The sequence below is a fragment of the Methanosalsum natronophilum genome (assembly GCF_024808815.1).
Taxonomy (GTDB): domain Archaea; phylum Halobacteriota; class Methanosarcinia; order Methanosarcinales; family Methanosarcinaceae; genus Methanosalsum; species Methanosalsum natronophilum.
The window spans coordinates 74,084-96,555 of sequence record NZ_JANUCS010000003.1; the positions used below are offsets into that span (position 1 = coordinate 74,084).

Sequence of the window (22,472 nt, forward strand, 5' to 3'; positions counted from 1 at the left end):
AATGTATAGTAAGAAAGTAATGGATCATTTTACCACTCCAAGAAATGTAGGTGAGATTGAAGATGCTGATGGAATAGGAGAAGTCGGGAATCCTTCATGTGGGGATATGATGACGATTTACATCAAGGTAAATGATGGTATATTAGAAGATGTTAAGTTTAAGACATTCGGCTGTGGGGCTGCAATTGCAACTTCAAGCATGATTACAGAAATGGCAAAAGGTAAAACTATAGAGGAAGCTAGGAAAATCACACGAGATGATGTAGCAAATGAACTTGAAGGACTACCCGCAGTAAAAATGCACTGCTCAAATCTTGCTGCGGATGCACTTAATTCTGCAATAGACGATTATATTAAAAAGAATAAAGATTAAACGTGTGCATAAGTAAAGAGGTACTTTTATGAAAACATCTTGTGAGATAATGGTACAAAAGATTTTACCTGCTATAAGAGTTGCATTAACTAGGTCATTGATAAATGAATATGGATGTAATCAACAAAAGGCCTCGGAAATATTAGGGCTTTCTAGAGCAGCGGTTTCTCAATATATGAGCGAAAAAAGAGGTGCAGAAGTAGGCTTTTCTATTGAGACTCAAGAAGAAATAACCAAATTCGCTTCAAAACTAATGGAAGGGATTTCCGAACAAGAAAAAGTCATTGGTATGTGTCATGTATGTAAATTTGTGCAAAAATCTGGCTGGCTGTACAAAAAAGGGGTTATTGGTAGAGAAACATGCATGATATGCGGGAATAATGATTGAATAAGTTAGTCTAAATTATAAACTAATTTTAGTTAAAAACAAAGGGTTAAGTTTTCAGTTGATAACTTTAACATAGGTTTGGTACTCTACTAAATTTTATTTATAATAAATGTTGCCAGGATTTCCGTAAAGAGGTCAAAGTTTTTTTATACAATTCTGTTATGTTAATAATATATGGATCAAAATGATAATTTTTCAATTAAAGATATTGAAATAAATTGGTTTGGAAACGCATCTTTTCTAATAAGGACTCAAGAAATGAATGTATACATAGATCCTTATATAATTCCTAAAAAAATTAATTTTGAAGATAAAGCTGACTTAATTCTGATAACACATTCTCATAAGTATCACTGTGAGTATACTGCACTACAAAAGTTGTGGAAGGGCGATACTACAATATTGATGCCTGAACCATGTAAAGAATTAGCAATTGGTGATACAAGATTTGTTGAGCCAAATGATTTTCTTGGCGAGGGTCTTGAAGTAAAGGGCTTTGAAATCCAAGTTTTTGAGGCTTATAACATAAAGAACAATTGTCAATCTAAAGGAACGGGGGTTGGCTATGTTATCAACACGGGGTCATGTAAGCTGTATCATACAGGGGATACTGATTCCATACCTGAAATGGAATTTATTTCTGCAGATATTGTTTTGCTTTCAGTTGGTAATGACTCCATAATGGACGTGGCAGAAGTTGTTAAATTAATAGACCAAATCAACCCAAAAATAGTTATACCTATGAACTATGACTCTGCAGAAAAAAATGCCGAAATTCTGGAATTAAAAAAATGTATTGAAGAGATGTATCAAAATATCGATTTTATTGTTTTGAGTCCAATTATTGGAAAGAACTGAAAAACGAGTTGTAAATATATGGGGAAAAAAAAACTAAAAAAGAAATATTTGATGAAAGACTTAGCACATCAAAGAATATCCATTCTGTTCAAGCTTGCAGATGCTGAATATCAATCAAATCCACACAGAAGTAATCGATATGTTGAGTTAGCACGTAAAATAGGGATGAGATATAGAATAAGTATACCACCAGATCTTAGAAAAAGAGCATGTAGGAAATGTAATAGTTACTTAGTACCTGGAAACAACTGCAGGGTTAGAATCCATAAAAACTATGTATTAATTACTTGTGAAAAGTGTGAAAGGAGAATGAGGTATCCCGTTAATAGTGATTGACAAAAACGCTAATTATGATGTTTTTATCCAACCATAGCAGTTAGTATCTGTGAAATGATATATGCAACTACAATCATCACTATACCACTGACGATATATATTGTGATTGTTCTGATAACTTCTTCTTTTTCAGCTCCAGGTGAAAGGCCAAATATATCCCCACTACAACCTCCTGATGAACAACTTCTATTATTGTTTTTCCGAGAACTGCCTTGTTCATTTTCATCACGATCAATTGTTGTTAGGACTCTCATATCGACAACTGCCTGTTTTTATTCTTGATAAGGTATTGATAGATTTTAGCGACGAGAGGGGGATTTGAACCCCCGAGGTGCAAAGCACCACAGGATTAGCAATCCTGCGCCATACCAAGCTTGGCTATCTCGTCATGTGTGAGGTGGTTTTGGAACTGTTGATTCAATTGTAGTGTAGATATATAATCTTTTCTTAAAAGATTCTATTAAGGTTTAATTATTAGTGGGCACGCCGCAGGTCGGTTCTCCTTACAGCTATAGGTTATCTGGAAACTCGTCTCCACCCCGTTACCCTGCAAGCGACAAGAGTCTGCAGTTGGTCTGCTCCCTTCCGGGCCTTGACCGGTTCCTGCAGTTAAGATATAGAAACCTGCTTTCCAGCAAGCCCCTATATCCACACTGTCCAAGCAGGACGGAGCTTCTCAGTTGAGATTCCAGGCCTATAGCTGCTTGAAAAACCTTCCATTGGCTTCGTCCCCTGCATATCGGCGATTTCAGGTTACAGGTAATGCCGAACTACCCGGACTAGCCCACCAACACTAAATATATCTGACAATATTAAAATGATTCCCTATGTAGAGTCCATACATATCAAAATTAAATGGTTTATTAGCCAATTTACAACCGTTAGAAATAAATCGCCTAGTTACTAGAGAGAATAGTTTAATTATATTGAAATATAATATATATATGATTAGCTATGGACGAATTAATTGGATTTGTAACGGGAAGTAATAACCGACAAAAAGTTCTCAGCATATTAGGATCAAAAGGACCCGCAGATGCTGACAGAATTGCTAAAATAACTCATATATTCAAACCCTCCGCAGAAAAACTATTAAATGAACTTATTGAAAAAGAACTTATAGAAAAAAAAGGTGAAATGTACCAATTAACAAAGTTAGGAGAAGATATAAACGGAGAAATACATACTCTCTGATATATTCCAACTGCCTAAAAGTTAATCGGTCTTTATATATTAAGGTATATTCACACAGTATTGATTCAACTATTCACAGTAGCTTTAATACTTGAATGGTGCTTATCTTTTATCCCGTAGAGACTTTGACGAGCATCTTTAAAGCAGAATTTTTCTAATAGGAAATTCTCATCTTTCAGTCTACTGAGTGCATAACGAACAGTTCTTGGAGGCAATTGACTTTCTGTAGCAATTTGTTTTGGAGTCAAAAACCCTTTGTACTCCAACACCTTGTAAACAAGCTTAGATGAAGGAGGCATGTTTTCGATATTGTTTTTGTAAGTGCCACTCAAATCCCTAGATTCTATTTTGCTCATAATTGTAACCTCCGATAGTATAGAGATATTAGTCTCACTTTATAGTTAACGGCGTTAACATATATATAACTTTTGGCACTCTTTAAGCAAAACTGGAAAACTTAATATTGTAAAAGGTTTAAATCGTCACGAAAGAATTGTACTAAATTCTAATTGAAGTTGATTATCAATGAGTAGGTTTAGGAAATTTCCAAATGAAGAACTGACCAATATTATAAACAGTAGTCCAGCAATTATATTTTTATGGAAACCTGAAGATGGGTGGCCAGTAGAATTTGTATCAGATAACATTTTGCAGTTTGGGTATGATGCCAATGAGTTTTTATCTGGAAAGCTTAAGTACTCGGATATCATTCATCCACAAGATTTAGACCGAGTAAAAGAAGAATTCTCTAAGCCAAAGAAATCTGATTCACAAGGTTTTACTATAGATTATAGAGTATTAACCAAATCTAATGAAATAAGATGGGTACATGAAAGAACAATTGTTAGAAGAGATGCTGATGGGAATATTACGAACTATGAAGGAGTGGTATTTGATATAACTGAAAGAAAAAATGCAGAAAATGAAGTTAAATTAAATTATGATCTGCTAAGATCTTTATTAACGTTAAATGACATGACTTATTCTTCACTCCAAGAAATAACAAATTTTGCACGAGAAGAAGCTGTTAGATTAACTAACAGTAATTTGGGGTACCTTGCATTCACAAATGCTGATGAAACAGTTTTAACTATGCATTCTTGGTCTAAAGCTGCAATGAATGAATGTGAAATAAAAGAGAAAAGGTTTGTATACCCATTAAAGACAACCGGGTTATGGGGCGAACCAATTAGACAAAGAAGAACTGTAATAACAAATAATTACTCTGAACCTAGTTCTTTGAAAAAAGGTTATCCAAGTGGTCATGTTGAACTTAGAAACCACATTGGAGTTCCTATCTTTGACGGTGAGCGGATAGTTGGTGTAGTTGGAGTTGGAAATAAAGATGGTGGATATAATGACTATGATGGTTTAAAGCTAACATTACTTATAAAAGGAATGTGGAAATTAATTCAAAAGAAACACATTGAGGAAGCCCTATACAAATATTCCACTGACTTTTCAAAATCAAACTCAGAACTTAAATCACTTGCTAAAATCAGAACTGATATTAGTGAAAAACAAGAAAATGATTCGCAATATATAAGCTATAGTCAAAGATTGCAGAATGAAATGATGGATTCAATTGAAGCTGAGTATAATAAAATATTAAACAAAACGTTAATGAAGTCTGAAAAATTAGGCCGATTGATTGAATCTCTAACATTCTTGAGTAAAGAGCAGGCAGGTAAGTTGCATTATTGCTTTCAGCCAGTTGACGTAAAAGAAATAATCAACAGTTCTATTATGAACTTAATATTGATTGCGGATGAAAATAATATAAGCATTTTAGATAATATTCCTGAAAATTTACCTCCAATAAAGGCAGATCGTGATAAATTTAGTAATGTGATGATTAATCTAATTGAAAATTCAATAAAACACACAAATCAAAATGGTGCCGTAAAAATTGTAGCAAGTTCTGATAATGAAAATGTTTACATTGATATTATTGACTATGGTAAAGGAATTCCACCTACTATAATTCCTCACTTATTTCAAAGTATCTATCAAGTAGATGATTCTTTAAGTCGTAGATACGAAGGTATTGAATCTGGGTTGTATATTTGCAAAAAGGTCATTGATTCTCACAATGGAACTATTTGGATTGAAAGTGAAGTGGGAAAAGGTACAACAGCACACATTTCAATTCCCGTATTTCAAGAAAAGGACAATATTAAATAACTTGTAAGTAATCTTTTATTTTAATTGAGTGAAATCATGAAAGCTGAACTATTAGGAACACTTTTTTTATCTGAAAAAAGAAAGAATCTTTTGCTACTGTTAAATGAAGAAAGAAAAAAAATTGAGCAAATAAAATTCACTCTTAATGTAAATACTAGTTCTATTATGACCCAAATAAATATACTTATGAGCCAGGGTCTAATAATTTATTCAGATGGGTACTATGAGCTTTCATGCATGGGTAAGATAATTGTTTCTAAAATGAAGCCTTTGATTAAAACACTGGACTTTTATGAAGATAACAAAGATTATTGGGAAAACCACAAACTTCATGCGCTGCCAAAACAATTATTAAAGCGGATAGAAGAACTTGGTCAGTGTGAACTTATTGAACCTGATTTAGATAGGATGTATGATTTACCTAAAAAATTTGAAGATAATTTATGTAGCTCAAACAGAATCATGGAAATATCTTCTTACTTTAGTCCAGCTTATACGGGATTATACAAAAAGCTTGTAGAAAAAGACGTCAAGATATCTTTAATTTTAACAGCTTCTGTATTTGAAAGAATGAAAAAAGAATATGAAAACGATCTCATTTTTTATCTAGAATCAGGAGATGTAGACATATTTGTATGTGAAGAGGAAATATCACTAGCATCAGCTGTTATAACAGATACTTTTTTGGGATTATCTCTTTTTTATAATACAGGCATTTACCATAATCATGTAATGATGACCTTTGAGAATAATGCAATTGAATGGGGTAATGACTTATATTCTTATTATCTAGCTTTGTCAAAAAAAATCAGTCTCGACAAATCTTATTAAGTTTTTTCGATAAGACGTTCTTTCTTTATCAAATACTGCTTTGATTTTATCAAACATGTTAATTTAATCACAAACATTCTTGAAATTAAGCGGTTTAATATCGTTTTGAAAAGGCATCATATTATGTGCTTTAATCATGTCTGGTTTCAAAATAAATAATCATGAGTTATTTTATATATTTCAGAAAACACAGATATTATAGTTAACACTGCGAAGTATGATTTAATTCAATGTGTTGACATCTAATTATGTAGAACTAAAAAGTTCTGGAGTGTATGAAATAATGAAAGAGGAAATGTTTAATAAACTCGCTGAAGCTGTAGCTTCTGGTAATAAGGAGAAGGCCGCGGAACTTTCAAAACAGGCTCTTGACGAGGGTATAGACCCACAAGAAGCACTTGTTAATGGTCTAGCTCGTGGAATGAACATCATGAGTGATAAATATGAGAATGGTGAAGCCTTTGTTCCACATTTGCTTATATCTTCGGGTGCAATGTATGGTGGAATGGAAATTTTAATCCCACACCTTAAGAAAGAGGGTTCTGGTAGACCTGCGACTGGAGTAATAGGCACAATTGAAGGTGATGTCCACGATATTGGTAAAAATCTTGTTAAAACAATGCTAAGTGCCTCAGGCTTTAATATGATTGATTTGGGTAATGACGTTCCACTAGAGGACTTTGTTAATGCGGCAAAAGAGAATAAAGCTGATTTAATTTCTATGAGCGCATTAATGACTACTACAATGGTAGGAATGGAAAAAGTCATTGAAAATCTGCAGGAAGAGGGAATTAGAGATGCTTTAATTGTTATGGTTGGAGGTGCTCCGGTTTCCGAAGAGTTTGCAGAGAAAATAGGTGCAGATTCTACACATCCGGACTCAATGACTGCATCTGACTGGGCAACAAATGCTGTTAAAAAGCTATCGCCTGCAGAAGAAAGATGGAGTGATGAGAAAATAAGTGTTGGAAAAGTAAAATATAGAGATATCCTAGCAAAGAAAAAAGCAACATCAGAAAAAACCAAGGATATAGGTTTAGAAACTGCTAAAGAAATAATCGATGAGTTCGAGAAAGTTGGAGTTAAAAGTAAAGAAGAAATGACCCATATTGATCGAGTAGTTTCTTCATTAGGTGATAAAAAAGTTGATAGATTACCTGTTTATCCACTTGCTTGTGGCGTATTAAGAAAATTTGTTCCAACAACCTATAGAGAATATACAATAAATCCTGAAGCATTTGCTCAAAGTGCATACCTCGGTGTCAAATATATGGACCTTGACATGTTTGTGGGATTAGCTGATTTATCAATAACTTCAGCAGATTTAGGTTGTGATGTAAGTATTCCAGATGAGGATACTCCTGCATCTGTAGGTCATTTGGATGATTACGAGAAAATAGAAATCCCAGAAGTAAAAGAAGGAACTCGTATATATGAATTGATTCAAGCCTCGAAACTTGCAAAAGAAAAACTTAACAAGGGTTTGAATGCACCGTTTGTAGCATTCCATGAAGGTCCATTACTAACACTTACTCAGTTAATGGGTGCTGATAGAGTTCTTATGGATATGAAAACCAACCCAGATGTAGTTCTAGATGCTGTAGATAAAATAACTGATTTTGTGTGTGACATATCGGAGAAATTCTTCGAAGAAGATGCATGTGATGGATTGTGTATTGATAACCTATGGTCAAACAATGTCATCATGAGTGAAGATGACTATTGGAATTTTGAAGGTAAGTTTGTAAAGGATAGACATGTTCCATTGTTTGAAAAGTACAATCAACCCTATATGATCCATAGCTGTGCAGACCATGTTCACTTCGATACTCAAATTAAAAAATTTGGAACTGGTCTATTTAGTTATGCATATTATCCAAAGTTAAGACATAAAGGATCTAAAAATTACGCAGACTTGATCCCTAAATATGGAGATATGTGCTGTATGATGGGAGAAGTAGATCCGATTAAATTTATGGATCACTCAAGTGAGGGTGTACAAGCAATTGAAAATGATACCGAAGAATTATTGAAATCAGTATTGCCTGTACTAAAGGAGAATGGACTTCAGTCTAAGTTTGTAATGTCATCTGGCTGTGAGATTCCTCCAGGAGGTCCTCTAAATTCTGTGAAAGCTATGGTTGATGTGGTCAAGAAAATTGGTCCAGATCTACAAAAAGAAACAATGGGCTGAACTGAATTAAAGAAATAAATGTATGCCGGCAAGTAATCAACTACTTGCCTTTTATTTTTAAATATAAAAATCATCTCGATATATTCTATGAAAATAAATAAAATAGGAATTAGTGCAGGAGGCAAAATAATGAACTTAGGATTGGGTATAGATACAGGCGGAACTTATACTGACTCTGTAATAATGGATATGGAATCTGGCTCTATATTAAGCTCTAATAAATCACTTACAACATATCCCGAACTACTAATTGGAATACAAAATTCAATTGATGGACTTGACACACAACTTTTACCAAAGGTATCTTCAGTTTCAGTATCTACTACACTTGCAACTAACACAACCTTAGAAGGAAAAGGCTATCCTGCCGCAATGATCTTGATTGGTTATTCAATTCCAAAAGAAATTCCGACCCAACATGTTATTTCTATCAAAGGTGGGCACAATGCTGATGGGGAAGAAATTGATGAATTAGAAGATTCACAGGTAATTAGAGATTTTGTATTACATTGTCAGAACAAAGTAGCTGCAATTGCTGTTTCTTCTTATTTTGGGGTTAGAAACCCAGAACATGAATTAAAGGTGAAAAAAATAATTCAAGATGTTACCGATATGCCAGTAGTCTGTGGACATGAGCTATCAATGGACTTGGGTGCATATGAAAGGTCAGTAACAGCATTATTGAATGCACAACTAATACCTGTAACAAATCAGTTTATAAAATCTATACTTTTAGTGATGCAAGAAAGAAATATTGATGCAAACTTAATGATGATGAAATGTGATGGTTCACTTGTAAAAATAGAGGAAGCTTTACAAAAACCAGTAGAATCTATATTTTCAGGACCAGCAGCTAGTCTTGTAGGTGCTGCTCATCTAACCAATCTAAATAAATGTATTACAGTTGATGTAGGTGGCACAAGTACTGATATATCTTATTTATGTGAAGGTGTTCCTCAAGTAAGCGACACAGGTGCTATAGTTGGAGGTTGGAGTACAATGGTCAAAGCCATCAGGATGAGTACTTCAGCAATGGGTGGCGATAGTCATGTATGGGTCCAATGGAATACGTCCATAGGACCAGAGAGAGCAATACCTATATGTCATATTGCTCCTGAGCACCCTGAAATAATAAAAAAATTAAATCTGGCGAAAAACAGCAAAAAAATCTCAGATAGAATTTTGGATAAGATAATTCAGCCAACATCCTTTTTCATAAGAAGTGACTCGGATAAAGACTCATTCGAACGGCTTACTGAAGATGAGCTAACGATTCTTAATATACTAAGTGATGAACCAATGTCAGTGGCTGATATATCAAAACAATCTGGACAGCATTCATTAATGTTTGCTCCAGTATTAAAATCACTGATTAAAAAGAGACATATAAGTCAAATAGGTTTTACACCGACTGATGCATTACACATATTGGGCGATTATGATAACTGGGATTCATCAGCTTCTAATATTGCTGCAGAGATATTGGCGTCTTATGTAAACATGGACAAAGTTCAATTTTGCAAGCATGTAAAACGTAAAGTAGCTGTGAATATTGCTGAAAACCTTGTATCATTTATAGCCGATGATGTTAAAAAACAAGAAATAGAAAAATTAATGGCCAAGTCACCAAATTTAAAATTTGATTTGGAGGATCCAGTGGTTTTAATAGGTGCACCAGTTGAGGCATTTGTAGATGAAATCAAAAGTGTGATCAACGGTAATATTCTTGTACCAGAATATTATGGTGTAGGCAATGCTGTTGGGGCCCTTGTTGGTAATATAATCCACCGTTCAGAGGTAATGATTAGACCAGCTTTTGTAGGAAGTAGTCAATATGCTGTTTTTAGTGAGGAAGGCAAAAAAATATTTGATGAGTATAAATTAGCTTTAGATTTCGGTGAAAAATATGTTAAAGATAGTATATCTGATTATATGAACGAATATGGACTTAGTATGGATAAAATTGACTTTGATTTTAAAAGAGACGATATTGAAAGTGTAACAGGTTCTATAGTTGAAACAAGACTTGTAGGATTAGGTATAGGAACTCCAAGGAGGGCTAATAATGAGCGCCAGTCCAGCATATGGGATGAAGCCACAAGATCCATTGAGCAGCATGGATGCTCTAGTGCAAAATGTGAAGGAAAAGATAGGCATTGAAAATGATGTAGATTCGGATGATGTAATCGATCATATAGGTGAATCAGCAACAAGGATTTGTGATTTGCTTAGTTCGTCATATGGTCCTAAAGGTATGAACAAAATGATCATCAATCCTGTAGATGATGTTTACCTTACAAGTGACGGAAAGACTATAATTGAAGAATCTGATATCTTAAACCCTGTTGTAACATCCTTAAAAGATCTTGCAAATTCAATGGATAAAACATGTGGTGATGGTACTAAACTTGCTGTAATATTTGCAGCTATTTTGCTAAAAAGGGCAACAAATCTATTCAAACTGGGCGTTCATCCTAGTAATGTAATCAAAGGATATAGGCTTGCACTTAATAAGACATATGATATGCTAGAATTTGAGAGTTTTTCAGCTGAATCTTCTGAACAAATATATGCTGCTGTACTCAGTGCAGCTTCAGGGAAAAGTATTGATATCAAGCTAGCCGAAAAAATTACAGAAATCATGGTTGATATAGCTGAAAACCTTTCATCACGTGAAAATGATGAATTCCTTGACCTCGAAGAGCATGTAAAGATAATAAAAAAAGTAGGAAGTCCTGAAATTCAAGTTATTTCTGGTGTCTTGTTAGATGAAAAACCTGCTAGGAAAGATATGCCAACATCAATTGCAAATCCTAAAACTCTATCTCTAATCGGTGATTTGAAATTTGAGAATAAATTCGTTAATCCAAAAAACAATATAAAATTAGATAATGTTGACACGTACTTGGGAGTTCAAGATAAAAAAAAGATGGTTTTGAATGATTATGCTGATAAAATAATCGAAAGTGGTGCAAATGTTGTTTTTTGTGAAGGTGACGTGGAACCATTAATAGAATCGAAACTTGCTAAACACAAAATTCTATTATTCAAAAAACTAAAGACCAAAGACCTTGCTAGAATATCAAAAGCTACAGATTCTACGATAGCTTCTATTAAAGATACGTCTCTGGATGCATATGTAGGTAATGCCGATAGAATTGAAGTTAATAAAAAATGTGATGAATATTTTGTTTACCTATATTCACCTAATAATCTAATTTCATCTATTTTAATTTGGGAGCCTTCAAGATATTTATTATCTAAAATAGAAGAAGCTGTAGATGATGCATTAAATAATGCGATTTTCCTAATTAAAAATAGAATGATTGTGAATGGTGGAGGAGGAGTGGAATTTAACCTTTCAAAAATGATTCAAACTTATTCTACTACTATTAATGGAAAAGAAAACCTTGCTGTAAATGAGTATTCTAAAGCCCTTGAAGATATTAGTAAAATATTAGCACAAAATACAGGCATGAATCCGATAGATTCAAGTGTAAAAATGTCTAATTATTACAATCAAGGAAAGGATTGCAGAGTTGATATTTCGGGTATAATTTGTGAAAATAATCCTCCTATATATGACTGTGCAGCAATAAAAAAACTTGCTCTTATTTCTGCAACAGAATCTGCTATAAATGTTTTGAGGATAGATAGCATATTAGCTAAGCGTTAATTAATAATATGAGATTTTATCATGAATAAAAAACAAAATAGAATAAATCTGTTCAAAAATAAGTTTAGTAGAATTCCTGTAGGAACATTTACGACAGCTCCTGTGCTTGAGTTAATGGAATTATCTGGAGCCTATAGGCCAAAAGCGGACTTTTCATGTGATGAAATGGTTAAACTCGCTATGGCACAGAATGAATATTTGGATTTTGAGACTGTAAGATATCCTTTTGATATGGCAGTACTTGCAGAAGCTATGGGCTGCAAGGTTGACTTTGGTTCTATGGATAGGACACCATCAGTAATTGAACCTTTAGTTTTTGATGAAATTGATGAACTTTATAGTAACCTTGATAACTTTGAGAGCAAAGGTAGAATTCCAACTATTCTTGATGCAACAACAAAAATCAAATCACAAATAAAAGATGATGCAGTATCTATAGCAGGGTGTGAGGGACCTGTTGATCTGGCTGCAAGTATAATTGGACTCAAAAAGTTACTTCTATGGACATTAAAAGAACCTGAAAGCCTTGGAAAACTATTAGATGTCTGTTCTGAAGCATGTATAACTTTCTCTAATTTATGTTTAGATCATGGAGCTGACTCAGCTTGTATTGCGGATGCTATAGCATCACCACAATTAGTTCCACCTAACAGCTTCAAAGACGTTGTTATGCCTACTTATAAAAAAATAACAAGTAAGTCAAAAAGACCAATATTTTTACATATATGTGGAAATGTTTCTCCTATCAAAGAGGAACTTAGTCAATGCGGCTTTAATGGGATAAGCGTTGAAGAAAGTGTTGATGATTTGAGAGAACTAGTAGAAACCTTCCATAAGAATGAAGTTGGGGTTATAGGTAATGTATCTCCAGTAACGACTTTATATTCTGGAACTGTAGATGATGTAACCACTGAAGCAAAACGCTCACTTGATAGTGGCATTGATTTCTTAGCTCCTGGGTGTGGAATTGCTCCTCAGACACCACTTAAGAACTTAGCGGCTCTTGTGGAAACTAGAAATAAGTATGAAGAATAAATTTTAAAAGATTTATGAGGTTTTTTGATGGATATTTATCTTATTGGAGGATTTAAAGGTTCAGGCAAAACATCCCTCATTTCAAAACTAACTTCTTACTTAACTAAAAAGCAATTTAATATAGGGGTAATTTATACAGAATTAGGAGAAGTAAAATATAATGAGATGAATGATAATATTTCTTTTAAGTCAGCTGTAAGTGACTGTGTCTCATGTACATATAGGTACGATACTGTGAATGCAATTTCCGATATGTACGGTAAGAAATCCTTTGATTTCTTATTTATAGAAGTTGCAGGTATTGGAAATCCAGAAACTGTAAAAAATGATATTTATGAACATATAAATACAGAAAATATAAACTTAATATCTTTGATTTATCTGATTGATTCTACTAATTTTATACCTGAATATGATAAAGTCCCTAGTTTCATGCTCTCTCAGATGATTTCTTCTGATACTATTATTATAAATAAATCAGACGAGGTTTCCGAAACTGAAACAAATGAAATCAATAAATTTATAAAGACATTGAATTCTAGTTGTCACATATTCACACACTCAAATAAATTTGAAAATCTAGATTTAGGTTGGTTTTTCAGTAAAGACATTTAATTTATTCTAAATCTCCCTCAAAAGGTTCTGTATTTCCATTTTCATCAATTAATTTTTCTATCTTTCTCTCGGCATCATCTAAACGTTTTCTACACCTTTGAGCAAGCTTAATCCCTTCTTCAAAAGTAGTTAAACTCTCATCCAGTGTCATTTGACCACACTCTAGCTGTTCAACTAAAAGTTCAAGTTTTTCCATAGCCTGCTCAAATGTCATCTCAACATCGTTTGCATCAACTTTGTTTTCACTCTCTTTTGATGACATATTTACCACCTTACAATTTTCAATTTATAAAAATATGTTTTTTACTTAAAAGCAATTTAGTTTTAATTATATACAGGTGAATTATTTGTATTAAATGGTAAACTATTTATTAAGGTAACTCAAGTTATTTTTTATATCTTCCACTTTACATTGAATTGTTCCATCTGATAGTATTATGCTAACTCTATCACCAATTCCTAAATTTTTTACTGAATAAATAATATCTTTATGTTCATCTAAGGGGATACTATATCCTCTTTTAATAGTATTTAATGGGCTAACAGCATCCAGGCGACCTACATATTCTCTGTACGTAGCATTTTTGTTATTAAGAATCATTTCAACCTTATTTTCCATTTTATTTAGAGAATCATCAATTAATAGATAATTTTGATTTAATTGATCTTTAAATTTCAGTGGTTCAAATTTTGATGAATTTTGGTATAAAATATTTTTTAACTCATTTATTTTATATTGCTGTGATCTCTTAAGCCGTTGAATTAAAGAATGAACCTGATTCGAAATTTCAGTTTTAGAAGGTATTACAATTTCTACAGCTGAGGAAGGTGTTGAGGCTCGAAGGTCTGCTGTGAAATCAGCTATTGTGTAATCTGTTTCATGCCCTACAGCTGAGACTATTGGAACATTTGATTCATATATTGATTTTGCAACTATTTCTTCATTAAATGACCAAAGATCTTCTATTGAACCACCTCCACGACCTATTATAATAACGTCGGGAGATAGTTCATTAAGTTGGTTAATAGCATTAACTATGCTTAAAGCAGATTTATCTCCTTGAACAATTGCTGGACAAAATATAATATGCACAGGTACTCTTCTTTTAGCAACATTTAGTATATCATGTAAGGCAGCTCCTGTAGGGGATGTTATTATTCCAACTTTACTAGGAATCTTTGGAATTGGTTTTTTGTTTTTTTCATCAAAAAAGCCTTTACGTCCTAACTTTTCTTTCAACTGTTCAAAAGCTTGGTAAAGTTCTCCAATTCCATCGGCTCTCATATCAAGTACATGTAATTGATATTGTCCTCTTACGGTATAAATATCAACATAGCCAAAAACCAGTAAATTCATGTCTTTCTCTGGTTTAAACTTAATATTTTTGTTGATATAGTTAAAACAAACACAGCTAATTTGTGATTCTTTGTCTTTTATTGTGAAGTAATAATGACCGCTTCTATGTATAGTCAGGTTTGAAACTTCTCCCCTGACCCATATTTCCTTTAGTGTAGGCTCGGATTTTAACGTATTCTTGACATGTTGATTCAGTTCTGAAACGGTAAATATTCCCATATTGATCTCCAAGGTAGTGTTTATTCCATATGGTTTATTTTGTACTTAAGGACAATGTGAAGTTATTAATCATTTTAACATTGGTTTAATTAGTATAAAGAATGCACTTATAATGCATTTCCTTTATGAAAATGGAACTTAAAAACCCTTTCACCATTTTGATATAATAGATGTAAAAGAACTTATAACAAAATCGTAACATGCTCAAAAAATCAATTACTAAGTAAAAGTTTATATTATTTCAGTAATCTAAAAGTATTCTATTAGGTATAGCTAAACAGATTAGCAAAAAAATATTAACTAACTATGGTGAATAAAATGTCATTATTTGGTACTAATGGAGTTAGGGGTATAGTTAATGAGTCAATGACACCAAATTTGGTGTTGGATATTGTCCGGAGTTTGGGTACATATCTAAGTTCCAAAGGGAAAGTAGTAGTTGGAAGAGATACGCGCTTATCCGGTCAAATGCTAGAATCTGCAGCTATTGCTGGTGCACTTTCTACAGGATTAACTGTGATTGAAGTTGGTATGGCCCCAACTCCTGCTATACAGTTCTATACTAGAGATTATGCAGATGCTGGTATAGTTATCACAGCTTCTCACAACCCGAGAGAATATAATGGAATTAAATTAATTGATGGAGATGGAAGTGAATTTTCACGGGAAGGAGAGAAAGAAATCGAAACTATATACAATTCAAAGAAATATAATTTAGTCTCATGGGAATATACTGGATCATATAGTTCAACATCTGATGTGAATGATTATTATATTAATGGTATTATAAACTCTGTAAATGCTACTAAAATAAAATCTAGAGGATTTAAAGTAGCCATTGATACAGGCTGTGGAGCAGGATCACTGACTTTACCTTTTCTTCTACAGCAGTTAGGTTGTGAAGTAATATCAATCAATGCGCAAATAGATGGCACATTTCCGTGGCGTAATCCAGAACCAACCGAAAATTCACTTGGTCAACTAAAGGACATAATTATTTCAAGTGGCGCAGATATTGGAGTTGCTCAAGATGGAGATGCAGATCGTGCAGTATTTTTTGATGAAAAAGGTGAATTTATAGATGAAGAAGTTTTGCTAGCAATGGTGGCTAAATACGTATTAAAACAGAAGAAAGGCCCTATTGTAACTCCTGTAAGCTCATCTCAAAGGATGGCCGATGTTGCTAAAGATGAAGGTGTTGATATTATCTGGACACCAGTTGGTTCAATCAATGTTGCAAGAACTATGATGCAAAAATCTGCTGTATTTGGTGGAGAAGGCAATGGAGGACTTATTTTTCCTGAGCATCAATATTGCCGTGATGGAGCAATGGCATGCGCTAAAATTCTTGAGATGTTAGCAGAAGGTGCAAAAATTTCAGAACTTAAAAAAGATATTCCTAGCTACTTGAACTCAAAAACTAAAATCAATTGTAAAGACTTAGATTACACAATGTCTAACGTTGAAAAGGAGTTAAGATCGATTTATGGGAAAATTGATACCATAGATGGCATAAAGATTTGGTTTGATGATAGCTGGCTATTAATAAGGCCATCAGGAACAGAACCTATAATTAGAATATTTGCAGAATCTAAAACTGAAAAAAAAATGCAAGAGATAATCGATATTGGAAAGAAAGTAGTTGATAAGCACAATTAAATTCAACTCAACCTCTCTTATCTATTAAGAAAATTAAAGTTTTAAACACTTTATTAAGGAAAAAATTTTAACAAATAACATGTTTCAACTTTTTCCTCTTGATTCCCCACAAACAATTCCAGTAGCAATCAAATGAGCTACTCTTAGTGGCTCCGGTACATTACCACGAGTTGAAGTTAATTGAATAATATCTTTTGCATCATTTAATGAAATTCCAGTCCGTTGAATGAATATTTCAGGACTTGATTCATTTACACATATTGGCGAGACAATACCGGCTTTTTCAATTATTTTATATCTTTCATTTCCATCTGAAAAATGATTCAAAGCCAGTTTGATCTTCTTAAAATCTGGGTACTTTCTCATATATACAATTACAGGAAGCTTAGTTTCCTGATAAATTGCTACGATATCAACAGGGTTAAATCCTGCATAAGTGATACCATCAAGAATCAATGCTCTAATTTGACCATAATGTTTACTTGATTTAATCATACTTATGATAACATGTGTTGCATCCATTCCATCACGAGTTATTTTTGAACTTAAAACCCCATCTAACCAAAGTCCACCTCTAAAAAATGCACCAATTATTGTTATTTTTTGATCTATTAGAGCAGAGTCATCTATGCCAAGAATTCTTATTTCTGATTTTATGTGCAAATGGCTTATCCTCAAATTAGCACTTAATGCTAGTTTCTAATACTAATAAATTCAATTTTAATTAAACAAACATAGACTCAGAATTCCCGATATTAGGAACTTTTAGATTAGTCATTACTTTATCGATGGCATTAACAAAATCATTCATTGTAACATATCCTCTCTCCGCACGAACAGCGAACATACCTGCCTCCATTACAATAGCACTCAAATCCGCACCACTTGCTCCTTCAGTTCTGGATGCAATTTCGGTAAAATTAATATTTTCTGACAGTTTCATTTTTTTGGTATGAATCTTTAAAATAGCTTTTCGGCCATCGATATCAGGTAATGGTACACAAACAACTCTATCAAATCTTCCAGGTCTTAATATAGCAGGATCAAGTACATCAGGTCGGTTTGTTGCAGCAATTATTTTAACGTTTCCTCTGTCATAAAAACCATCCATTTCTGCTAGTAATTGCATTAAAGTCCTTTGTACTTCCCTATCAGCGCCTGTAGTATCATCAAGTCTTTTGGCAGCAATAGCATCAAGTTCATCAATAAATATGATACTTGGAGCCTTTTTTCTAGCAGTTTCAAAAATTTCTCTTACTAGTTTAGATCCATCTCCGATATATTTCTGAACAAGTTCTGAACCTACTACTCTCAGGAATGTTGCATCAGTTCTATTAGCAACTGCTTTTGCAAGAAGGGTTTTACCCGTGCCCGGTTCACCGTATAAGAGAACTCCTCTAGGGGGGGAGATGCCAACTTCATCAAATAATTCAGGTTTGCTTAACGCTACCTCAACAGACTCAACAATTTCTTGTATCTGCTTCTCAAGCCCACCAATATCAGAGTAATCTAAACCTCTGTCATCGATTTTTTCAACAAACTGCATTGCAAATACTTCGGGATCTTCAATAGTTGGTATAATATCAACAATTGCAAGAGAATTTTGATTAAGTGCAACTTTTGAACCAGGCTTTAAAGTATTGTTTTCAAGGTACTTTGAAACGCCAACTATAAACTCTGGACCTGTACTACTTTTAATCAATACCCTATCATCATCAACAAAGCTGATCAATGTACCTACAACAAGTGGAGATTTTTTCAGCCTATCAATCTCAGCTTGCATTTTTCTTACTTCACGCTCATAACGGAGTTTCTCATTTTCTATAATTTTTTTCTCAGACTCTAATTGATCGCATTGTTCTTTCAGATAGTTAGCCCTTGATTCTAGCTGTTTCATGCGATCTAGTAGATATTTACAGAAGTCTTCGTCTGTATCATCCTCTAGATATTCTTTTCCAATCTTGTTGAGATCTGGCATCTTGTACTCTTTACAGTTTTCTATGTTACTACTTGTACTTTCCCTCATAAGTTCCGAATATTATTTAAGTTCTTAATCAAATATAGCCCTTTCGAAGAAAAATTATTTTATTTTTCTGAAGAGTTGGTAAACCATGCAATGTGAAATATGCGGTGCTGAAATAAGAGATAAACCAATAAAAGTTATTGTTGAAGGCTCAGAGCTAGATGCTTGTTCGAAATGTGCCCAATATGGGAAAGCGCATGATAAAAGATCACCAGTTTCAAAAAAAATATCGCCCGTTATGCAACAACACACTCCTAAAAAAAGACCTCAAAAACCTTCTAATAATATTCTGAGAGATATAAAGGAAGAACTTGTTGAAGATTACAATGAAATTCTACGAGAGGCGAGAGAAAAAAATAACCTTACGCAAGAAGAACTTGCATTTAAAATAAAAGAAAAAGAATCGCTTATAAAAAAAATAGAACGTGGAGATATAACTCCTGAAGAAAGTGTATTGAAAAAAATAGAAAGAACACTTAATATTGAACTAACAGAAAAAATCGATACTGAAGACTGGAGTGGCGATGGTTTCGATAAAGGGACAACACTAGGTGACATTGTAAAAATAAAAAAAAAATAAAATAATATTTCATGTATAAGATAAATCATTTACATATTCTAACTTTAGTTTTTTCTTGGAAGGTGGACCATGGCAGCTGATATTGATATAAATATTGATTTTAAAAGTAAAAAAATAGCATTTTTAGGTGCAGGGAAGATGGGAGAAGCACTTATAAAGGGTATTGTCAACTCAAATCTAATTCCGGCTCAAAACATCTGTGCAAGTGATAAATATCATCCAAATCTTCAAAATATGGGTGATGAATTAGGAATCAACACGGATATAGACAACAAAAAAGTATCTTTATGGGCAGATATAATTGTACTTGCTATAAAACCCCAAGCTCTTAAACCGGTACTTGAAGAAATAAAACCTGCTATTAATGACAAAAAATTAGTGATTTCAATTGCAGCTGGTGTGACTACTGCTCTTATAGAAGATGAATTAGCCCGTGGATCAAAAGTGATAAGAGTTATGCCAAATATTGCTGTTACTGTTTCCGAAGGAGCAGCTGCAATCTGTGCAGGAAAAAATGCAAATGAGGAAGATCTCAAATATGCAGCTGGAATATTTGACTCAGTTGGGAGTTCCATAATAACATCTGAGAAAAATATGGATGCAGTGACTGGTCTTTCAGGAAGTGGGCCCGCGTTTATATTCCCAATAATAGAGGCTATGGCTGATGGGGCAGTGCACGAAGGTCTTGATAGAGAAAATGCATTAAAACTTGCTACACAAACAGTACTTGGTGCTGCACAATTGATGATGACCACTAAAAAGCATCCAGGTGAATTAAAAGATATGGTTACATCTCCTGGAGGAACTACTATAAGAGGACTACAAAAATTGGAAGAAAATAAAGTCAGATTCGCTTTCATGGATGCAGTGATAACAAGTGCGCGAAGATCTAAGGAGCTTGGTAAATAAAATGTATACTGGATTGACCTTTAGGAAAAATAGCAACCTACTTATATTCAATAAGCAATATAATACATAAGGTTAGTAAACTTACTTCAATAGTAATAGGGGCTGAGCAAAATAACATCATTTGCAGTAGTACGTGGGGATAATCTAGACAAAGTTAAAATTGCACTCCATGACATGCAACATCACGGGAAAATCAGCTTTAGATCTACACCAAGGAACATGGTACCCGAGGATGCGGATAATTTATTAGTAAGTGTGATGGGTGTTCCACTAAAAAGCAATTGTATTGCAGCAGCAGTAGTTGAATTAGGAAATAACGCTGGAGTGGTGATAAACAAATTGAGGAAGATTCACCCACCTGCACATATTGTGGTTGTTAGCCCCAGACACGAGGCATTTAATGATTTGCTAAATAACTTGAACGACTATCCTGAATTTAATATTGATTTATCCTCTCTGGAAAGGAAAGCTTGAGCATCTTTATCCTTTCTAATTAACTAGTATAGAAATCCTATTTGGCATATATACGAATAATTCTTTTTCAAATCAGGTAAAGCTTCATCTTCCATCTACTTTTAACCTTAAAGTTTATTTAAATCGATAACTATATGTGGGAAGAGTTTTCATCAAATAACATAATTTTATTAACTAATGCAGGTGTCACTACAATGACCTCAGATTTAAACACTAAAGTAAAAGCTGCCAGTAAAGCGGCTATTGTACTGGCGAGTATGAATGCCGATGAGAAAAACAAAGCGCTTGAATCAATGGCAAAAGCATTAGATGCAAAAAGATCATCAATAATTCAAGCGAATGCCCAAGATATAGATAATGCAATGAAATTAAAAAATGATGGTCTCATTTCCCAGGCATTAGTTGATAGGTTGAAAGTTGATGATAATAAAATAGATGGGATGATTGCAGGGATTCTAGATGTTGTAGACCTTGAAGATCCAACTGGAAAGACTTTAGAATCTATTGAAATTGCAAAAGGCACATTTTTGTATAAGGTAAGCTGCCCAATTGGATTAATTGGTGTTGTATTTGAATCAAGGCCCGATGTTGTTCCACAAATAATGTCATTGTGCTTAAAAAGTGGTAATTCAATTGTCTTCAAAGGTGGCAGTGAAGCCATTCACTCAAACAAAATAATTTTTGATATCTTGATAGAGGCAATAGAACGTTCAAGCAAAGTGCCAGCTGAATGCTTTAATTTATTAGAGTCAAGAGAAGAAGTAATGGATTTGCTAAGTGAGGATGATTATATCGACTTGGTCATACCACGTGGTTCAAACGAGTTTGTTAAGTTTATACAAGACAACACTCGAATTCCAGTACTAGGCCATGCAGATGGAGTTTGCCATGTATATGTGGATGAAATGGCAGATTTAGATAAAGCATATAAGGTATGTTTCGATTCGAAAGTCCAATATCCAGCTGTTTGCAATGCAATGGAAACATTGCTGGTTAATAAGCATATAGCACCTAAATTTTTACCTAAGATGGTAGAGATGTATAAAACAGCAAATGTTGAGATTAGATGCGACGACAGATCTTATGATATTGCTAAAGATATACAAGGATTAAATCTGAAAAGAGTTGAGGAAAAAGATTGGAAGACTGAATACAATGATTTAATTCTCTCTATAAAAGTAATTGATTCTTTAGATGAAGCTGTTAGTCATATTAACACCCACGGATCTCACCATACAGACTCGATTGTAACAGAGGACAATGATAACAAGAGAAGATTTGTGAGTTTGGTTGATTCATCAAGTACTATTATTAATGCGTCCACAAGGTTTGCAGATGGATATAGGTATGGTAAAGGAGCAGAAGTTGGAATAAGTACAAATAAAATCCATGCAAGAGGTCCAGTTGGTATGGAAGGTTTGGCTATTTATAAATATGTACTTGTTGGCGATGGAGATACAGTGGCAGATTTTGAAGATGATGGTTGCAAAAAATACACTCATAAGAATGTACTAAAAGAGTTTAACATCTAATAATGATTCACTATGAACAAATTATAGGCTGAGAG

General features: G+C 33.6%; 23 protein-coding genes, 1 tRNA gene and 1 other RNA gene. 17 read left to right on the plus strand and 8 right to left on the minus strand.

The features are described from left to right. Position 1: 1 nt before the first annotated feature. From nifU to J2T59_RS02740, 4 genes are all read left to right on the plus strand, one after another. The gene (gene nifU / locus J2T59_RS02725) at positions 2–373 is read left to right on the plus strand and encodes a Fe-S cluster assembly scaffold protein NifU (protein WP_259133706.1); all 372 of its coding nucleotides are present in this window, start codon (positions 2–4) and stop codon (positions 371–373) included. A gap of 28 nt (positions 374–401) precedes the next feature. After that, positions 402–761, plus strand: a complete 360-nt coding sequence (locus J2T59_RS02730; RefSeq protein ID WP_259133707.1) for a transcriptional regulator — start codon at positions 402–404, stop codon at positions 759–761. Positions 762–935: 174 nt separating this feature from the next. Further along, positions 936–1,619 carry an MBL fold metallo-hydrolase gene (locus J2T59_RS02735; RefSeq protein ID WP_259133708.1) on the plus strand — a complete coding sequence of 228 codons (684 nt, stop codon included), beginning with the start codon at positions 936–938 and terminating at the stop codon, positions 1,617–1,619. Between the two features lie 18 nt (positions 1,620–1,637). Beyond that, a complete protein-coding gene (locus J2T59_RS02740; RefSeq protein ID WP_259133709.1) occupies positions 1,638–1,955 on the plus strand; it encodes a ribonuclease P protein component 4 in 318 nt (105 codons plus the stop codon). Positions 1,956–1,978: 23 nt separating this feature from the next. On the opposite strand, the gene J2T59_RS02745 is transcribed toward J2T59_RS02740, so the two are convergent. The 3 genes from J2T59_RS02745 to ffs form a co-directional block, all read right to left on the minus strand. Continuing rightward, on the minus strand, positions 1,979–2,209 hold the full coding sequence (locus J2T59_RS02745) for a hypothetical protein (RefSeq protein ID WP_259133710.1): 231 nt from the start codon (positions 2,207–2,209) through the stop codon (positions 1,979–1,981). Between the two features lie 49 nt (positions 2,210–2,258). Beyond that, positions 2,259–2,343 (minus strand) — tRNA-Ser (locus J2T59_RS02750). A gap of 87 nt (positions 2,344–2,430) precedes the next feature. Next, an RNA gene (gene ffs, locus J2T59_RS02755) (signal recognition particle sRNA) lies at positions 2,431–2,745 on the minus strand. Between the two features lie 164 nt (positions 2,746–2,909). Between ffs and J2T59_RS02760 the strand changes: the two genes are divergently transcribed. Next, positions 2,910–3,149: a winged helix-turn-helix domain-containing protein gene (locus J2T59_RS02760; protein ID WP_259133711.1), complete on the plus strand. Its 240-nt coding sequence runs from the start codon at positions 2,910–2,912 to the stop codon at positions 3,147–3,149. A gap of 65 nt (positions 3,150–3,214) precedes the next feature. On the opposite strand, the gene J2T59_RS02765 is transcribed toward J2T59_RS02760, so the two are convergent. Beyond that, entirely contained in the window at positions 3,215–3,505 is a 291-nt protein-coding gene (locus tag J2T59_RS02765) for a sigma-70 family RNA polymerase sigma factor (protein WP_259133712.1), read from the minus strand. 169 nt (positions 3,506–3,674) lie between these two features. On the opposite strand from J2T59_RS02765, the gene J2T59_RS02770 reads away from it, so the two are divergent. The 7 genes from J2T59_RS02770 to J2T59_RS02800 all read left to right on the plus strand — a co-directional run bounded on the left by J2T59_RS02770 (position 3,675) and on the right by J2T59_RS02800 (position 13,684). Next, a complete protein-coding gene (locus J2T59_RS02770; RefSeq protein WP_259133713.1) occupies positions 3,675–5,333 on the plus strand; it encodes a sensor histidine kinase in 1,659 nt (552 codons plus the stop codon). 36 nt (positions 5,334–5,369) lie between these two features. Continuing rightward, positions 5,370–6,164 (plus strand): helix-turn-helix transcriptional regulator, encoded by a 795-nt coding sequence (locus tag J2T59_RS02775; protein ID WP_259133715.1) that lies wholly within the window; start codon positions 5,370–5,372, stop codon positions 6,162–6,164. Between the two features lie 283 nt (positions 6,165–6,447). After that, positions 6,448–8,358 carry a uroporphyrinogen decarboxylase family protein gene (locus tag J2T59_RS02780; protein WP_259133716.1) on the plus strand — a complete coding sequence of 637 codons (1,911 nt, stop codon included), beginning with the start codon at positions 6,448–6,450 and terminating at the stop codon, positions 8,356–8,358. A 129-nt stretch (positions 8,359–8,487) separates the two neighbouring features. Then, positions 8,488–10,518, plus strand: coding sequence for a hydantoinase/oxoprolinase family protein (locus J2T59_RS02785; protein ID WP_259133717.1), 2,031 nt, complete (start codon positions 8,488–8,490; stop codon positions 10,516–10,518). After that, entirely contained in the window at positions 10,424–12,034 is a 1,611-nt protein-coding gene (locus J2T59_RS02790) for a TCP-1/cpn60 chaperonin family protein (protein ID WP_259133718.1), read from the plus strand. The genes J2T59_RS02785 and J2T59_RS02790 overlap by 95 nt, the downstream gene beginning before the upstream one ends. 21 nt (positions 12,035–12,055) lie before the next feature. Beyond that, a complete protein-coding gene (locus tag J2T59_RS02795) occupies positions 12,056–13,069 on the plus strand; it encodes an MtaA/CmuA family methyltransferase (RefSeq protein ID WP_259133719.1) in 1,014 nt (337 codons plus the stop codon). Positions 13,070–13,096: 27 nt separating this feature from the next. Then, complete coding sequence (locus J2T59_RS02800; RefSeq protein ID WP_259133720.1) at positions 13,097–13,684, plus strand: GTP-binding protein; 588 nt, start codon at positions 13,097–13,099, stop codon at positions 13,682–13,684. A 1-nt stretch (position 13,685) separates the two neighbouring features. Here the strand turns inward: J2T59_RS02800 and J2T59_RS02805 are convergent, their stop codons facing one another. Both J2T59_RS02805 and xseA read right to left on the minus strand, forming a co-directional pair. Continuing rightward, entirely contained in the window at positions 13,686–13,946 is a 261-nt protein-coding gene (locus tag J2T59_RS02805; protein ID WP_259133733.1) for an exodeoxyribonuclease VII small subunit, read from the minus strand. Between the two features lie 102 nt (positions 13,947–14,048). Further along, positions 14,049–15,260, minus strand: a complete 1,212-nt coding sequence (gene xseA / locus J2T59_RS02810; protein ID WP_259133736.1) for an exodeoxyribonuclease VII large subunit — start codon at positions 15,258–15,260, stop codon at positions 14,049–14,051. Positions 15,261–15,578: 318 nt separating this feature from the next. On the opposite strand from xseA, the gene glmM reads away from it, so the two are divergent. Further along, positions 15,579–16,919 (plus strand): phosphoglucosamine mutase, encoded by a 1,341-nt coding sequence (gene glmM / locus J2T59_RS02815; protein WP_259133738.1) that lies wholly within the window; start codon positions 15,579–15,581, stop codon positions 16,917–16,919. Between the two features lie 84 nt (positions 16,920–17,003). Here the strand turns inward: glmM and J2T59_RS02820 are convergent, their stop codons facing one another. Continuing rightward, entirely contained in the window at positions 17,004–17,591 is a 588-nt protein-coding gene (locus J2T59_RS02820; protein WP_259133875.1) for an endonuclease dU, read from the minus strand. 52 nt (positions 17,592–17,643) lie between these two features. Continuing rightward, entirely contained in the window at positions 17,644–18,945 is a 1,302-nt protein-coding gene (locus J2T59_RS02825; RefSeq protein WP_374761070.1) for a proteasome-activating nucleotidase, read from the minus strand. A gap of 85 nt (positions 18,946–19,030) precedes the next feature. Between J2T59_RS02825 and J2T59_RS02830 the strand changes: the two genes are divergently transcribed. The 4 genes from J2T59_RS02830 to J2T59_RS02845 all read left to right on the plus strand — a co-directional run bounded on the left by J2T59_RS02830 (position 19,031) and on the right by J2T59_RS02845 (position 22,437). Further along, positions 19,031–19,522 (plus strand): multiprotein bridging factor aMBF1, encoded by a 492-nt coding sequence (locus J2T59_RS02830; RefSeq protein WP_259133741.1) that lies wholly within the window; start codon positions 19,031–19,033, stop codon positions 19,520–19,522. Between the two features lie 69 nt (positions 19,523–19,591). After that, positions 19,592–20,431 (plus strand): pyrroline-5-carboxylate reductase, encoded by an 840-nt coding sequence (gene proC / locus J2T59_RS02835; RefSeq protein WP_259133742.1) that lies wholly within the window; start codon positions 19,592–19,594, stop codon positions 20,429–20,431. A 111-nt stretch (positions 20,432–20,542) separates the two neighbouring features. Beyond that, positions 20,543–20,905, plus strand: coding sequence for a DUF356 domain-containing protein (locus J2T59_RS02840; RefSeq protein WP_259133879.1), 363 nt, complete (start codon positions 20,543–20,545; stop codon positions 20,903–20,905). A 194-nt stretch (positions 20,906–21,099) separates the two neighbouring features. After that, positions 21,100–22,437 (plus strand): glutamate-5-semialdehyde dehydrogenase, encoded by a 1,338-nt coding sequence (locus J2T59_RS02845; RefSeq protein ID WP_259133743.1) that lies wholly within the window; start codon positions 21,100–21,102, stop codon positions 22,435–22,437. The last annotated feature ends 35 nt before the right edge of the window (positions 22,438–22,472 follow it).